This is a genomic window from Streptomyces sp. NPDC059695 (genome assembly GCF_042733785.1).
GTDB lineage: Bacteria > Actinomycetota > Actinomycetes > Streptomycetales > Streptomycetaceae > Streptomyces.
Genome location: NZ_JBHWFF010000014.1, coordinates 112,911 through 127,457, shown reverse-complemented (window position 1 = coordinate 127,457; position 14,547 = coordinate 112,911). Strand labels below are relative to the sequence as shown.

The 14,547-nt window shown below is 70.0% G+C and carries 12 protein-coding genes and 1 pseudogene; 3 read left to right on the top strand and 10 right to left on the bottom strand.

All coding sequences use genetic code 11. From position 1 onward, the window contains the following. From ACFV2S_RS19445 to arc, 4 genes and pseudogenes are all read right to left on the bottom strand, one after another. A pseudogene (locus ACFV2S_RS19445) lies at positions 1-304 on the bottom strand (proteasome subunit beta); the annotation flags it as partial. Positions 305-462: 158 nt separating this feature from the next. After that, positions 463-675, bottom strand: a complete 213-nt coding sequence (locus ACFV2S_RS19440; protein WP_030315996.1) for a ubiquitin-like protein Pup — start codon at positions 673-675, stop codon at positions 463-465. A 160-nt stretch (positions 676-835) separates the two neighbouring features. Continuing rightward, positions 836-2,347 carry a depupylase/deamidase Dop gene (gene dop / locus ACFV2S_RS19435; protein ID WP_385560229.1) on the bottom strand — a complete coding sequence of 504 codons (1,512 nt, stop codon included), beginning with the start codon at positions 2,345-2,347 and terminating at the stop codon, positions 836-838. Positions 2,348-2,539: 192 nt separating this feature from the next. Further along, entirely contained in the window at positions 2,540-4,306 is a 1,767-nt protein-coding gene (gene arc, locus ACFV2S_RS19430; protein WP_382861103.1) for a proteasome ATPase, read from the bottom strand. 240 nt (positions 4,307-4,546) lie between these two features. Here arc and ACFV2S_RS19425 point away from each other — a divergent pair, with 240 nt between their 5' ends. After that, entirely contained in the window at positions 4,547-4,858 is a 312-nt protein-coding gene (locus ACFV2S_RS19425) for a ferredoxin (RefSeq protein WP_385560225.1), read from the top strand. Positions 4,859-4,862: 4 nt separating this feature from the next. Here ACFV2S_RS19425 and ACFV2S_RS19420 read toward each other — a convergent pair whose 3' ends face one another. The 3 genes from ACFV2S_RS19420 to ACFV2S_RS19410 all read right to left on the bottom strand — a co-directional run bounded on the left by ACFV2S_RS19420 (position 4,863) and on the right by ACFV2S_RS19410 (position 8,236). Then, positions 4,863-5,441: a hypothetical protein gene (locus tag ACFV2S_RS19420; protein ID WP_385560222.1), complete on the bottom strand. Its 579-nt coding sequence runs from the start codon at positions 5,439-5,441 to the stop codon at positions 4,863-4,865. Between the two features lie 755 nt (positions 5,442-6,196). Further along, positions 6,197-7,084: a tRNA (adenine-N1)-methyltransferase gene (locus ACFV2S_RS19415; RefSeq protein ID WP_015032448.1), complete on the bottom strand. Its 888-nt coding sequence runs from the start codon at positions 7,082-7,084 to the stop codon at positions 6,197-6,199. Positions 7,085-7,102: 18 nt separating this feature from the next. Next, a complete protein-coding gene (locus ACFV2S_RS19410; RefSeq protein WP_385560418.1) occupies positions 7,103-8,236 on the bottom strand; it encodes a site-2 protease family protein in 1,134 nt (377 codons plus the stop codon). 181 nt (positions 8,237-8,417) lie between these two features. Here ACFV2S_RS19410 and ACFV2S_RS19405 point away from each other — a divergent pair, with 181 nt between their 5' ends. Together ACFV2S_RS19405 and ACFV2S_RS19400 are read left to right on the top strand one after the other, a co-directional pair. Beyond that, entirely contained in the window at positions 8,418-9,320 is a 903-nt protein-coding gene (locus tag ACFV2S_RS19405) for a RecB family exonuclease (protein WP_385560220.1), read from the top strand. 59 nt (positions 9,321-9,379) lie between these two features. Beyond that, positions 9,380-10,057 carry a response regulator transcription factor gene (locus ACFV2S_RS19400; protein WP_030691890.1) on the top strand — a complete coding sequence of 226 codons (678 nt, stop codon included), beginning with the start codon at positions 9,380-9,382 and terminating at the stop codon, positions 10,055-10,057. Positions 10,058-10,139: 82 nt separating this feature from the next. On the opposite strand, the gene ACFV2S_RS19395 is transcribed toward ACFV2S_RS19400, so the two are convergent. From ACFV2S_RS19395 to ACFV2S_RS19385, 3 genes are all read right to left on the bottom strand, one after another. Next, positions 10,140-11,720 carry an ABC transporter substrate-binding protein gene (locus ACFV2S_RS19395; protein ID WP_385560217.1) on the bottom strand — a complete coding sequence of 527 codons (1,581 nt, stop codon included), beginning with the start codon at positions 11,718-11,720 and terminating at the stop codon, positions 10,140-10,142. Positions 11,721-11,786: 66 nt separating this feature from the next. Continuing rightward, on the bottom strand, positions 11,787-13,376 hold the full coding sequence (locus ACFV2S_RS19390) for an ABC transporter substrate-binding protein (RefSeq protein ID WP_385560214.1): 1,590 nt from the start codon (positions 13,374-13,376) through the stop codon (positions 11,787-11,789). Between the two features lie 465 nt (positions 13,377-13,841). Further along, positions 13,842-14,540: an HAD family hydrolase gene (locus ACFV2S_RS19385; protein ID WP_385560211.1), complete on the bottom strand. Its 699-nt coding sequence runs from the start codon at positions 14,538-14,540 to the stop codon at positions 13,842-13,844. Positions 14,541-14,547: the final 7 nt, after the last annotated feature.

Here is a 14,547-nt window from a genome sequence, read left to right as displayed (position 1 = left end):
GGGGGGGGTGGGGGGCCTCGCACACCGAGTATAACTGGGCGGCGGGTAACAACTTGTCGTTGACCGGCGGCCTGTACTTTAACCCCTGTGCGGCCCCCCGCCCCCCCCCCCCCACCACGCCGCCGGGGAACGTGGCGGCCACGATGGTGGTGCCGTGCGGCGCCTCGACGATCCCCTCCGGCAGCTTCCGGTTCCCCGGGAGCAGGTCGGGCGAGTGATCGGCCAGGAAGTCCATGAAGGAGGACGAGCCCGGCGTCAGGAAGGCCGCCGGCAGACGCCCGGTGCTACGAGGGTTGGCTTCCACGCGATTCCTTCCGGGTGGGAACTCGGACCGCCGTGGGAAGCGCGGGCCGATCTTGGTTGCTGTGCACGGACCTTACCCGTGCCACCGCTTGTCATCCGTCCCCGGACCCGCGGCTTTCTCCGGGGCTCCGGGGACGGAGGACGACAGGCGCGGTGCGGCTACTCGCCGCCCTTTTGCACGAAGGACCGCACGAAGTCCTCGGCGTTCTCCTCGAGCACGTCGTCGATCTCGTCCAGGACGGAGTCCACGTCGTCGCTCAGCTTCTCCTGGCGCTCCTGGAGGTCGGAGCTCGCCTCCGTGGTGGTCTCCTCGACCTCCTCCGTGGATCGCGTCGCCTTCTGCTGTCCGCCGCCGGTGTCCTTGGTCGCCATATCCCTCACCCCGCTCGAATCGGCCCGCTCGGTTGAGTCCGTACAAGATCAGACCCTATAGGTCGGGTCTGACTTCGGCCCCGCAGTTTCCACAACGCCCGGGCACTGATTCCATGATTCCCAGTGCCGGGGCATTTCAGGCCCTCACCGGGCCCCCTGTTCAGCCGCCGGAAAGCACGCGGACCAGTTCCTCGGCGGTCCGGCAGCGGTCCAGCAGCGATTTCACATGGGCCTTGGTGCCGCGCAGCGGCTCCAGGGTCGGAACCCGCTGGAGGGAGTCCCGGCCCGGCAGGTCGAAGATCACCGAGTCCCAGGAGGCCGCGGCGACGTCGTCGGCGTACTGCTCCAGGCAGCGGCCCCGGAAGTAGGCCCTGGTGTCCTCCGGAGGCGCCGTCTCGGCCCGCTCCACCTCTGTCTCGTCCAGCAGCCGCTTCATGCGCCCGCGGGCCACCAGACGGTTGTAGAGCCCCTTCTCGGGGCGCACGTCCGCGTACTGGAGGTCCACCAGGTGCAGCCGGGCCGCGTCCCAGTCCAGGCCGTCGCGGCGCCGGTAGCCCTCCATGAGCTCCCGCTTGGCGACCCAGTCCAGCTCACCGGCGAGGCTCATCGGATCGGTCTCCAGGCGTCCCAGGGTGTCCTCCCAGCGCGCGAGGACGTCCATGGTCTGCTCGTCCGCGTCCGAGCCGTACCGCTCCTCCACGTACTTCCTGGCCAGCTCGAAGTACTCCATCTGGAGCTGGACCGCGGTGAGCGTCCGGCCGCTGCGCAGCGTGATCAGGTACTGCAGCGTCGGGTCGTGCGAGACCTGGTGCAGGGTGCGCACCGGCTGGTCGACGGCCAGGTCGACGGTGATGAAGCCGTCCTCGATCATGGAGAGGACGAGGGCGGTGGTGCCGAGCTTGAGGTAGGTGGAGATCTCCGAGAGGTTCGCGTCGCCGATGATCACGTGCAGGCGGCGGTACTTCTCGGCGTCGGCGTGCGGCTCGTCCCGGGTGTTGATGATGGGCCGCTTGAGCGTGGTCTCCAGGCCGACCTCGACCTCGAAGTAGTCGGCGCGCTGGCTGATCTGGAAGCCGTCCTCGCGGCCGTCCTGTCCGATGCCGACCCGTCCCGCGCCGGTGACGACCTGGCGGGAGACGAAGAAGGGGGTGAGGTGGCGCACGATGTCCGAGAAGGGGGTCTCCCGCTTCATCAGGTAGTTCTCGTGCGTGCCGTAGGAGGCGCCCTTGTTGTCGGTGTTGTTCTTGTAGAGGTGGATGGGCTGGGCTCCGGGGAGCTGGGCGGCGCGCTCGGCCGCCTCGGCCATGATCCGTTCGCCGGCCTTGTCCCAGAGGACGGCGTCCCGCGGGTTGGTGACCTCGGGGGCGCTGTACTCGGGGTGGGCGTGGTCCACGTAGAGGCGGGCCCCGTTGGTGAGGATCACGTTGGCCAGGCCGATGTCCTCGTCGGTGAGCTGGCTGGAGTCGGCGGCCTCGCGGGCGAGGTCGAAGCCGCGGGCGTCCCGCAGCGGGTTCTCCTCCTCGAAGTCCCAGCGGGCGCGGCGCGCCCGGTGCATCGCCGCCGCGTAGGCGTTGACGATCTGGGACGAGGTGAGCATGGCATTGGCGTTCGGGTGTCCCGGGACGGAGATCCCGTACTCCGTCTCGATGCCCATTACTCGCCGTACGGTCATGCGGCCCTCCTTGCCCGGCGGCGCTCACTGTGCGCGACTCGGCGGGTACCGATGAGCCTAGAGCGGCTCCGCGCTGGTGGGGAGATCAGTTGCAGTATTTCCCTGTTTCCCTGTGATGCCGGGGGAAATGCTGGATGGAATGCGCCGGCTGCGGATGCCCGGTTTCCGGACATCCGCAGCCGGTGGGGCGTTTTACAGGTACTGACCGGTATTGGCCACCGTGTCGATGGAGCGTCCGGTGTCCGCGCCCTGCTTTCCGGTGACGAGCGTGCGGATGAAGACGATCCGCTCGCCCTTCTTTCCGGAGATCCGGGCCCAGTCGTCGGGGTTGGTGGTGTTGGGCAGGTCCTCGTTCTCCTTGAACTCGTCCACGCACGCCTGGAGGAGGTGGGAGACCCGGATGCCCTTCTGGTTGTGGTCGAGGAAGGCCTTGATGGCCATCTTCTTGGCCCGGTCGACGATGTTCTGGATCATCGCGCCCGAGTTGAAGTCCTTGAAGTAGAGGACTTCCTTGTCGCCGTTCGCGTACGTGACTTCGAGGAAGCGGTTCTCCTCGGATTCGGCGTACATCTGCTCGACGACGGACTGGATCATTCCGTGGGCGGCGGCGGCCTTCGAGCCGCTGTGCTCGGAGATGTCGTCCGAGTGGAGCGGCAGGGTGGCCGTGAGGTACTTCGCGAAGATGTCCTTCGCCGCCTCCGCGTCCGGACGCTCGATCTTGATCTTGACGTCGAGCCGGCCGGGCCGCAGGATCGCGGGGTCGATCATGTCCTCGCGGTTGGAGGCGCCGATGACGATGACGTTCTCCAGGCCCTCCACACCGTCGATCTCGGCGAGCAGCTGCGGGACGATGGTGTTCTCCACGTCCGAGCTGACACCGGAGCCGCGGGTGCGGAAGAGGGATTCCATCTCGTCGAAGAAGACGATGACGGGGGTGCCCTCGCTCGCCTTCTCCCGGGCACGCTGGAAGACGAGGCGGATGTGCCGCTCGGTCTCGCCGACGTACTTGTTGAGGAGCTCGGGGCCCTTGATGTTGAGGAAGTAGGACTTCCCCGCGGGCTGGCCGGTCACCTCGGCGACCTTCTTGGCCAGGGAGTTGGCCACGGCCTTCGCGATCAGCGTCTTGCCGCAGCCGGGCGGGCCGTAGAGCAGGATGCCCTTGGGCGGCCGCAGTTCGTGCTCCTTGAAGAGGTCCGGGTAGAGGTACGGGAGCTCGACCGCGTCGCGGATCAGCTCGATCTGGTTGCCCAGACCGCCGATCTTGTCGTAGTCGACGTCCGGGACCTCTTCCAGAACGAGCTCTTCGACCTCGCTCTTGGGGACCACCTCGTAGACGTAGCCGGACCTGGAGTCGAGCAGCAGGGCGTCGCCGGCGCGGATGGTGACGTCCAGCAGAGGCTCGGCGAGCCTCACCACCCGCTCCTCGTCGGTGTGCCCCACCACCAGGGCGCGCTCGCCGTCCTCGAGGATCTCCTTGAGGGTGACGATGTCCCCGGCGCGCTCGAACTCCATGGCCTCGACCACGTTGAGCGCTTCGTTGAGCATGACTTCCTGGCCGCGCTTGAGCTCTTCGAGCTCGATGCTCGGGCTGACGTTCACCCGGAGCTTGCGGCCCCCGGTGAAGATGTCGCACGTGCCGTCCTCGTTGGCCTGCAGGAAGACACCGAAGCCGGCCGGCGGCTGTGCGAGCCGGTCGACCTCCTCCTTGAGGGCCACGATCTGGTCGCGGGCCTCACGGAGCGTGTTCGCCAGACGTTCGTTCTGCGCGGACACGCCGGCCAGGTTGGTCTGCAGCTCGACGATCCGCTCTTCGAGAATCCTCGTGTGGCGCGGAGAGTCGGCGAGCTTGCGGCGCAGGACGGCGATTTCCTGCTCGAGATAGGCAACCTGGCCGGCGGGGTCTTCAGACCCTCGCCCCGGCCGGATGCCGCGGTTGATGTCGTCGTCGTGGGCTGCCACGGTCCTCACCTCCTCCAAGGGGAGCTGGACGCTTCCTGACCCTACCTGCGTGGGTGGTGATTGAAACCCCTAGATCAAAAAGACTCCGGGGTGTGTCCGATCTTCACCCTTGCGCTTCCCCTCTCGCCAGGGGAATACCCACCCTTCACCGTCTGAAAGCGGGCGGTTGTATCGTCGTCTTTGGTCAACACCCGTCAGAGGTGGCCCGACTTATCGCGCGAAGCAGAAACGGCAGGAGATATGACCGTGCAGCACGAGGACCCGGCGACGGGTGCCGAGGAGGCGCTCGAGGTCTGGATCGACCAGGACCTGTGCACCGGGGACGGGATCTGCGCGCAGTACGCTCCCGAGGTCTTCGAGCTCGACATCGACGGACTCGCTTATGTGAAGAGCGACGACGACGAGCTCCTCCAGGACGCGGGGGCCACCACGCGGGTGCCGCTGCCGCTGCTCCAGGACGTGGTGGACTCCGCGAAGGAGTGCCCGGGCGACTGCATCCATGTGCGCCGGGTCGCGGACAAGGTCGAGGTGTACGGCCCCGACGCCGCCTGAGGGGTCAGACCCCGCGGGCGTCGGCCTGGCCGGCGCGGACGAAGGCGCCGCTCTGCCAGCGCCAGCTGACCTGCTCCTTCTCGTCGGGGCAGCAGCTGGGCACGTCCGGGGACGAGTAGCCGAGCAGGGTGGCGCGCACGGCCCCGTCGCGTACGGCGAGCTCCGTGACGCTGCGGTGCTCGTCCGGTGCGACGAGCGTCGCGACCACGCGCGCCGGGGTGCCCTTCTCCTTGCCGCGGGTGAGGACGTAGACGCCGCTCGGGGGTGTTCCGGAGCCGGCTTCGCAGTGCACGACCGCAACGGTCTCGGGGTTCCGGTCGCCGTCCAGGTCCCCGGTGGCCCGCTCGGCGACCGTACGGGGTCCTCCTCCGCAGTCCAGGGGGTAGTCGGCTCCGGCGGCCTCGGGGGCGGGTGCCGGGCGGGGGGCGGCGGCCGGTGCGGCCGAGGCTCCTGCGGGGCCGGGCTGGAGCAGTCCGGCGAGGGCGACGACCGCGGCGGTCGCGGTCGCGGTGGCCAGCCAGTGGGCCGACCGGGCGTGGGTGTGAGCGAGGTCCGCGAGGTCCGGGGCGGCGGAGGGCTGCACGCGCGACGTCTCCTGTGGGGTGGTGCGGCGGGGTTCCCGGCATCGTGCCACACGTCACAGGGCGACGGAACAGGCGGGTCGGCGGCGGTCGCCCCGACTCCCGCGGCGACCGCCCGGTCCCCCGCGGCGGTCGCCCCGTCTCCGGCAGTGGTCGCCCGCCCTGGAAGCCGGCGGCCCGTCTCCGGCAGTGGTCCGCCCAACCCCGGAAGCAGTCGGCCCGTCTCCCGCGACGACCGCCGCGTCCCCCGCGGCGACCGCCCAATCTCCGGCAGTGTCCACCCGCCCCCGGAAACAGTCGGCCCCTCTCCGGCGGCGGTCGCCCCACCCTCGGCAGCGTCACCCGGCCCCGATGACGGTCGTCTTCCGCCCAGCGGCGCCAGCCCCGCCCCTGGCGAGAGCCGCGCTCCGCCCAGCGGCGGCAGCCCCGCGCCCGGCTGCGCCACCGCCTCCCCAGCCGTGGTCACCCCGTCACCGGCGGGGTGCCCCCTCCCGGCGACGGCTGCAGCCTCATCCCGGCTTCAGCCACCCGGCCTTCGACGGCGGTCGTTTCTCCCAGCTGCGGCAGCCTCGCCCCCCTGTGGCGGGGTGTCCACGGCCGGGACGCGGCGTCGCCGCCGGCGGCCCTCCGCATCCGGCGACGGCGGCCCGTAACCCGCGCCCCGCACCCCGCACCCCCGGCGAACATGAGGACGCCGCCGTCGAGTTCTCCCGTGTGGCGGGGAACTCGACGGCGGCGTGCTGTGAATGTCGGGACGTCAGCCCTTGTTGGGGCCCTCGTAGTCCTCGCCGTACGCGCCCTTGGCGGGGCGGCGGCGGCGCATCGGGGGCTCGACCCCGTCCGCGAGGCGACGGGCGGTGACGAGGAAGCCGGTGTGGCCGATCATGCGGTGATCGGGGCGGACGGCGAGGCCCTCGACGTGCCAGTTGCGGATCATGGACTCCCACGGCTGCGGCTCGGCGTAGCAGCCGAACTCGCGGATGGACTCCACGGTGCGGGCGAGCTGGGTGGTGGTCGCCACGTAGCAGCAGAGGATGCCGCCGGGGACCAGGGCCTTGGAGACGGCCTCCAGGCACTCCCAGGGCGCGAGCATGTCCAGGATGACGCGGTCGACGTCGGTGTCGGACAGGTTGTCCTGCAGGTCGCCGACGGTCAGCTGCCACGCGGGGTGGGGTCCGCCGAAGTAGCGCTCGACGTTGCCCTTCGCGATCTCGGCGAAGTCCTCGCGGCGCTCGTAGGAGTGCAGCATGCCGCTGTCCCCGATGGCGCGCAGGAGGAAGCTGCTCAGGGATCCCGAGCCCACTCCGGCTTCCACGACGCGGGCGCCGGGGAAGATGTCGGCGAAGGCCAGGATCTGCCCCGCGTCCTTGGGGTAGACCACGGCTGCGCCGCGGGGCATGGACAGGACGTAGTCGGGGAGCAGGGGGCGCAGCGCGAGGTAGGCGACGTTTCCGGTGGTACGGACAACGCTGCCCTCGGGGGCGCCGATCAGTTCGTCGTGCGGGAAAGAACCCTTGTGGGTGTGGAAGTTCTTTCCCTCTTCGAGCGTGAACGTGTAGTGACGGCCCTTGGGGTCGGTCAGCTGAACCTGGTCCCCGACCTTGAAGGGCCCGCGTCGGCGGGCGGCACCGGTCGGTTCGGACATGTGACCAGAGTACCGGGGTTACGCGGACGGTCGTGCCATGGCCTGGACGAAGGCGCGCTCGACGTCGGTGGTGGCGAGGACGCCGTAGATCTCGCCGGTCTCCTCGACCACGAGGTACTCGGTGGCCGGGCTGGCGCGGAGGTGGTCGAGGAGGGGCTGGCCGGTGAGTTCGGCGGGGACGCGCATGCCGTCGGAGAGGTCCTGGGCGAGGGTGCTGACGGCGACCCAGGGCCGGCGGTGCTGGGGTACGGCGGCGATGGCGGTCTCGCGGACGATGCCGGTGGGTTCGCCGGTGGCGTCGACGACGACGAGGGCGCGGGCTCCGGCCTCGTTGGCGCGGCGGAGGGCCTCGGAGAGCGGTGTGGCGGGTTCGACGGGGATGGCGCGGCGGGTGAGGGCGCGGGCCCGGAGCTCGGGGAGGTGCTCGCGGAGACGGGCCATGCGGAGGCTGTTGCCGGCGCCGGTCCAGATGATCGCGGCGAGGATCGCGGCGAGGAGGGCGTCGGTGACGGTCTCGAAGCCGCCGATGTCGTCGGTGGAGTTCCCGAGGAGGCCGGTGCGGGTGAGCAGGGGCAGGCCGACGAGGACGAGGACGGCGAGGGCGCGGCCGACCCAGGCGGCGGCGACGGTGCCGCTCATGGCGTTGCCGGTGATCTTCCAGACGACGGCGCGGAGCATGCGGCCGCCGTCGAGGGGGAGGCCGGGGAGCAGGTTGAAGATCGCGACGATGAGGTTGGAGATCATCAGGCCGGCGAGGAGGACGCCGGGGACGGTGCCCGGTTCGACGGCGTAGAGGGAGAGGTAGAACACGCCGGCGAGGACCAGGGAGAGCAGGGGGCCGACGAAGGCGAGGACGAACTCGCGGCCGGGGGTCTCGGTCTCCTTCTCGATCTCGGAGACGCCGCCGAAGAACTGGAGCTGGATGCGGCGCACCGGGAGTTTGAAGCGGAGCGCGGCGATGGTGTGGGCCAGTTCGTGGACGAGCACGGAGGCGTAGAAGGCGATGGCGAAGAAGAGGGAGACGAGGTACCGGGCGGCGCCGAGCTCGGGCAGGACGCGGTCGATCTGGTCGCCGAAGACCCAGGTGATGAGGGCGGCGACGAGGAACCAGCTGGGGGCGACGTAGACGGGCACGCCGAAAGGCCGTCCCATGAGGATCCCGCCGCCGGGCTCCTCGGTCCGCTGCGGCTTGGGCTCGTCCTGGTTCACGGGTTCCTTTCGTCGCGTGGTGTGACCCCGCGTCGGTGCGTCACGGTTCGATCATGCAGTGCGACGGGGTCCCAGGTCGATGGTATGCCGCTGGTTGTCGGTGGCGGGTCGTAGGGTCTTCGTCATGAGTACGAGCGAGCAGGTGCCGTCGGAGCCGCGGGCGCCCATGTCGTTGTCGCCGTCGCGGGCGAGCGATTTCATGCAGTGTCCGCTGCTGTACCGGTTCCGGGTGATCGACCGGCTGCCGGAGCGGCCGAGCCCGGCGGCGACGCGGGGGACGCTGGTGCACGCCGTCCTGGAGCGGCTCTTCGACGATCCGGCGGCGGAGCGGACGGCGCCGCGGGCGCGCGCGATGGTTCCGGGCCAGTGGGACCGGCTGCTCGAGTCGAAGCCGGAGCTGGGCGAGCTGTTCGCGGAGGATCCGGAGGGCGAGCGTCTGGCGGGCTGGCTGGGTGAGGCGGAGGCGCTGGTCGAGCGCTGGTTCACGCTGGAGGACCCGACGCGTCTGGAGCCGGCCGAGCGCGAGCTGTTCGTGGAGACGGAGCTGGAGTCGGGGCTGCGGCTGCGCGGGGTGATCGACCGGGTGGACGTGGCGCCCTCGGGCGAGGTGCGGATCGTCGACTACAAGACGGGGAAGGCGCCGCGGCCCGAGTACCGGGACGGCGCGCTGTTCCAGATGACGTTCTACGCGCTGGTGGTGTGGCGGCTGAAGCAGGTGATCCCGCGGCGGCTGCAGCTGGTGTACCTGGGCAGCGGGGAGGTGCTGACGTACGACCCGGTGGAGGCGGACCTGCTGCGGGTGGAGCGGAAGCTGCACGCGCTGTGGGACGCGATCCGGCTGGCGACGGAGTCGGGTGACTGGCGGCCGCGGCCGACGAAGCTGTGCGGCTGGTGCGACCATCAGGCGGTCTGTCCGGAGTTCGGGGGGACTCCCCCGGTCTATCCGCTGAAGATCGTTTCCGCGCGCCCGCCGGAGTCGGGTGAATCCGGGCAGGGCAGAATGGACCCGGCCCAGCCGTCTTCCTGAGCACGGCCCGCACCCGGCGGGCCTCTCGCGTGAGCTCAGCACCGTGAAGGAGCCCCCTTGTGACGATCCGCGTCCTGTTGGTCGACGATCAGCCGCTGCTGCGGACCGGCTTCCGGATGATTCTGGAGGCGGAGCAGGACATCGCGGTGGTGGGTGAGGCCGGGGACGGTCTGCAGGCGCAGGAGCAGGTGCGCGCGCTGCAGCCGGACGTGGTCCTGATGGACATCCGGATGCCGCGGATGGACGGGGTGGAGGCGACCCGGCAGATCACGGGCCCGGGGCGGGACGGTCCGGCGAAGGTGCTGGTCCTGACGACGTTCGATCTGGACGAGTACGTGGTGGAGGCGCTGCGGGCGGGGGCGAGCGGCTTCCTCCTGAAGGACGCTCCGGCGAACGAGCTGGTGCAGGCGATCCGTGTGGTGGCGGCCGGTGAGGCGATGCTGGCGCCGTCGATCACGCGCCGGCTGCTCGACAAGTACTCGGCGCATCTGCCGACGGGCGAGGAGCAGGTCCCGGACACGCTGAACACCTTGACCGACCGTGAGGTGGAGGTGCTGAAGCTGGTGGCGCGGGGCCTGTCGAACGCGGAGATCGCGGCGGACCTGTTCGTCAGCGAGACGACGGTGAAGACGCATGTGGGCCATGTGCTGACGAAGCTGGGCCTGCGGGACCGGGTGCAGGCCGCGGTGTACGCGTACGAGAGCGGTCTGGTGCGGCCGGGGGCCGGCGGCCAGTAGCCGCGGGGACGACGACGAGGGCCCGGTGCGCGTGGTGCGTACCGGGCCCTCGTGCGTGGACGTCCTCGTGCGGGGACGGGGGTCAGCCCTTGCGGATCTCCCAGAAGCGGAAGACGGTCGAGGCGTCGAGGGTCCATTCGAGGCCGGTGACGTCGTCGCGGGCGACGGCGTACTGCTTGCCCTGCCAGAGCGGGAGGAGCGGCAGTTCGTCGGCGACGATGTCCTGGAGGCGGCCGTACTCGTCGGTGGTGGCGGCGCGGTCGGCTGCGGCGGCGGTCTTCGGGAGGAGGCTGCCGATGATGGTGCGGTTCTCGTAGTGGTTGCCGAGGACGTTGCCCCGGCCGAAGAAGGGGCCGGTGAAGTTGTCGGCGTCGGGGTAGTCGGGGACCCAGCCCTTGACGTAGACGCCGTACTTGCCGGCGGCGATGTCCTTCTCGTACTGGTCGTAGGCGACGGACTTGACGTCGGCGTCGAACAGGCCGCTCGCGTTGAGCTGCTCGGCGATGGCCTTGAGCTCCTGGTCGGTGGCCGGGCCGTAGCGGCTGGGCGTGGACCAGAGGGTGAGCTTGACCTTGTCGGTGATGCCGGCGTCGCGGAGGGCCTTCTTGGCCTTGGCCGCGTCGGGGACGCCGTAGGTGTCGTAGAAGGCGGTGTTGTGTCCGGCGATGCCGGCCGGGACGATCGAGTACAGCGGCGTGGCCGTCGACTTGTACACGTTCTCGACGAGGGCCTCGCGGTCGACGAGGTGGGCGATGGCCTTGCGGACGCCGAGCTTGCCGACGACGGGGTCCTTCATGTTGAAGACGAGGTGCTGGACCTCGGCGCTGCTGCCCTGGACGACCTCGATGCCCTTGTCGGCGGTGGTGGAGGAGTTCTCGAGGGCGGCGATGTCGTCGGCGGAGAGGCCTCGGTAGGCGACGTCGATGTCGCCGTCGGTGAGGGCCTTGGAGAGGGCGGAGCGGTCGCCGCGGTAGAGCTTGAGGGTGACCGCGCCGTTCTTCGGCTTGGCGTTGCCCTTGTAGCCGGCGTTGGCGGAGAAGGTGGCCTCGGTGTCGCTGAAGGAGTCCAGCTTGTACGGGCCGGAGCCGGTGGCCCTGCCGTCGGTGCGGAGCGCGTCGGCGGGGTAGTCCCGGTGGTCGACGATGGAGCCGGCGCCGGAGGCGATCTTGCTGGGGAAGGTGGCGTCCGGGACCTTCAGGCGGAAGACGACGGTCTTCTCGTCGGGGGTCTCGATGGTGTCGATGGTGGAGAGCAGCGGCGCCGGGCCGGAGGGGTCGGCGATCTTGAGGGCGCGCTCGAAGGAGAACTTGACGTCCTCGGAGGTGAGCTTGTTGCCGTTGGAGAAGGTGAGGCCGTCGCGCAGGGTGCAGGTGTAGACCTTGCTGCCCGTGGAGAACTCGCACTCTTCGGCGGCTTCGGGCTCGGGCTCGGAGCCGCCCTTGGGGAAGGCGAGGAGGGACTGGAAGACGTTGTTGAACAACAGCCAGGAGCCGGGGTCGTAGCCGGCGGCCGGGTCGGTGGCGAGGATCTCGTCGGACATGCCGACGCGTATGCCGCCCCCGGAGCCCCCGGAGCCGCCCTGCTCGGTGCCGCAGCCGCTGAGGAGGGCGGCGGACAGGCCCGCGGCGAGCGGGGCCGTGAGCCACTTGTTGTGTGCCTTCACAGAACTTGCCTCTTGATCTCTTGCAGGCCGGCCGCGCAGGGGCGCGCGGCCGGGACAACGAAGGGGTCAGGCGGTGCCGCGGCCCAGTTCCCACAGCAGCAGGTCGGAGGAGGTGTTGAGCGCGTACTCGACTCCGTTGAGGTCGTCGCGGGCGGCGACGTACTGCTTGCCCTGCCACAGCGGCAGGACGGGGACGTCCTCGGCGACGATCTTCTGGATCTGCGCGTAGACGGGGCTCGCGGCGTTGCGGTCGGCCTGGCGGCGCGAACGCGGGATGAGCTTCTCGCGGACGGTCTTGTTGACGTACGGGGTGTTCAGGAAGTTGTCGCTGTCCAGGAACGGCGCGATGTAGTTGTCCGGGTCCGGGTAGTCCGGGAACCAGCCGAGGCCGTAGACGGCGTAGTCGCCGCGCTTCTGGGCCGTGCGGAAGGTGGACCACTCGGCGCCCTTGACGGTGGCGTCGAAGAGCTCGCTGGCGACGAGCTGCTTCTTGAGCGCCTCGAACTCCTGGGCGGTCTCGGCGCCGTAGTGGTCGGTGGTGTAGTTCAGGGTCACCTTGACCGGGGTCTTGATGCCCGCGTCCTTGAGGATCTTGGCGGCGCGGTCGGTGTCGGGCTCGCCGTACTCGTCGAAGAAGGGGGTGGCGTGGCCGGTGATGCTGGAGGGGATCAGCGAGTAGAGCGGCTCGGCGGTGGGGCCGTAGACGAGGTTCACGAGGGCGCCGCGGTCGACGACGGCGGCCATGGCCTGGCGCACGGCCTTCTCCTCGACGGAGGGGGCCTTGGTGTTGAAGCCGAGGTAGCGGATCTCCAGGCCGGGGACCTCGCTGACGCGGATGCCGTCCTTGGGCGTCTCGGTGAGGTCCTTGATCTGCTTCTGTGACAGGGAGCGGGCCATCATGTCGATGTCGTCGCTCTCCAGGGCCTTGCCCATGGCCTCGGCGTCGGCGTAGGGGCGCAGCTCGACCTTGTCGTTGCGCAGGGTGATGTCGCCCTTGTAGGCCGGGTTCTTGGTGAAGACGAAGCGGGTGGCCTTGTCGCCCTCGCGCTCGACCTTCAGGGTGTACGGGCCGGAGCCGTCGACGTCGAAGCCGTCGCGGAGCCGGCCGGCGGCGTACTTGTCCTTGCTGAGGATGCCGGCGACGGGGGTGGAGAGCTTGTACGGGAAGGTGGCGTCGGGGGTCTTCAGGTGGAAGACGATCCCGTCGGTGCCCTGGGTCTCGACCGTGTCGATGTTGGAGAGGAGGGCGGCCGTGCCGTTGTCCGACTTGATCTTCAGGACGCGCTCGACGGAGTACTTGACGTCCTCGGCCGTGATGGGGGTGCCGTCCGCGAAGGTGAGGCCGGAGCGGAGCGTGCAGCGGTAGCTCTCGCTGGCCTTGTCGGAGAATCCGCAGCTCTGGGCGGCCTCGGGGACGGGCTCGCCGCCGCCGCGGGGCACGTGCAGCAGGGTCTGGACGGTCTGGCGCAGGATGTTCCAGGCGCCGGTGTCGTAGGCGTACGCCGGGTCCAGCGGGGCGGGTGCGTCCTGCGTGGCGATGAACTGGTCCGTGGTGCCGACGGCGATCGCTCTGGCGTCCTCGCCTCCGCCGCAGGCGGCGAGGAGAGGGGCGAGCAGTCCGGCCACGGCCGGCAGCACCAGGGTCTTGCGGTTCATCAGGGACGATCTCCTCATCCGGCACTGGGGTACAGCGGTCAGGGGAACTCCGCCGCCGGCCGCCCGGTCGGGGCGGGAGCGATCGGGCCGGGTGTTGCGATCGGTCCTGTGTTCACGGCGACTTGGGTGTGCGCCGGTGCACGCGGTTATGCGGCGAAGTACTCGCGAAAGATTAGTGGGCGGCGCCGCTATTGCCGGACCACGGGCGGCCGTGGGGGTAATCGCACAGTGATCATGAATGCGGCGGACTCGATAGTCATGCGCCGGATGATGCGGACGGCACCGAGCGAATCGGGACACATGGGAGCACCGAAAGAGGCCTTTTTCGGTCACCGAACGAAGACAGGCCACCCCCCGTCGAGCACTCTGGGTGACCAAGGTCACGTGGAGGGCTTTTCGGTGAATGGCCTGTCAGCTTTCCCGGCGCGAAAGCGCATTCGGCCGGGAGGGAAGCTCAGATAAAGCTCAGATTCCGGTGATCAGCGTGCGCAGGAAGGGCACGTCGACCTCTTCGAGGGAGCGCACGACGACACGGCCCGGGGAGGGCGCGATCGGGGAGACGGAGGGCACCGCGACGACCCGGCAGCCGGCCGCCTCGGCGGCCGCGACACCGGTGGCGGTGTCCTCGATGACGGCGCAGAGCGCGGGGTCGGCCCCGACTCCCTGGGCGGCCGTCAGGTACGGCTCGGGGTGCGGCTTGGTGCGGACGACCTCGTCGCCGGCGACGGTGAGCGTGAAGCGGTCGCGGCCGAGCGAGGCGAGGATCCGGTCGATGATCCGCCGGTGCGAGGCGGAGACCAGGGCGGTGGGGATGGAGTGCTGTGCCAGCTCGGCGAGGAGCCGCTCGGCGCCCGGCATGAGGGGGACGCCCCGCGTGATGCGCTGCTCGAACTTCTCGTTGAGCAGGACGGTCAGCTCTTCGAGGGTGATGTCGGCGCCGGTGGACTCGATGAGGTAGCCCGCGCTGCGGGTCATCGGGCCGCCGACGACGATGTCGCGCCAGGCCTCGTCCAGCCGGTGCCCGAGGTCGGCGAAGACCTCCACCTCGGCGTCCCACCAGAACCCCTCCGTGTCGACGAGGGTCCCGTCCATGTCGAGGAAGACCGCCTGCAGGGCGGAGCTGCCGTTCGTACGGAACAGGGACGCGGGGACCGTACTGGTCATCCGGCAC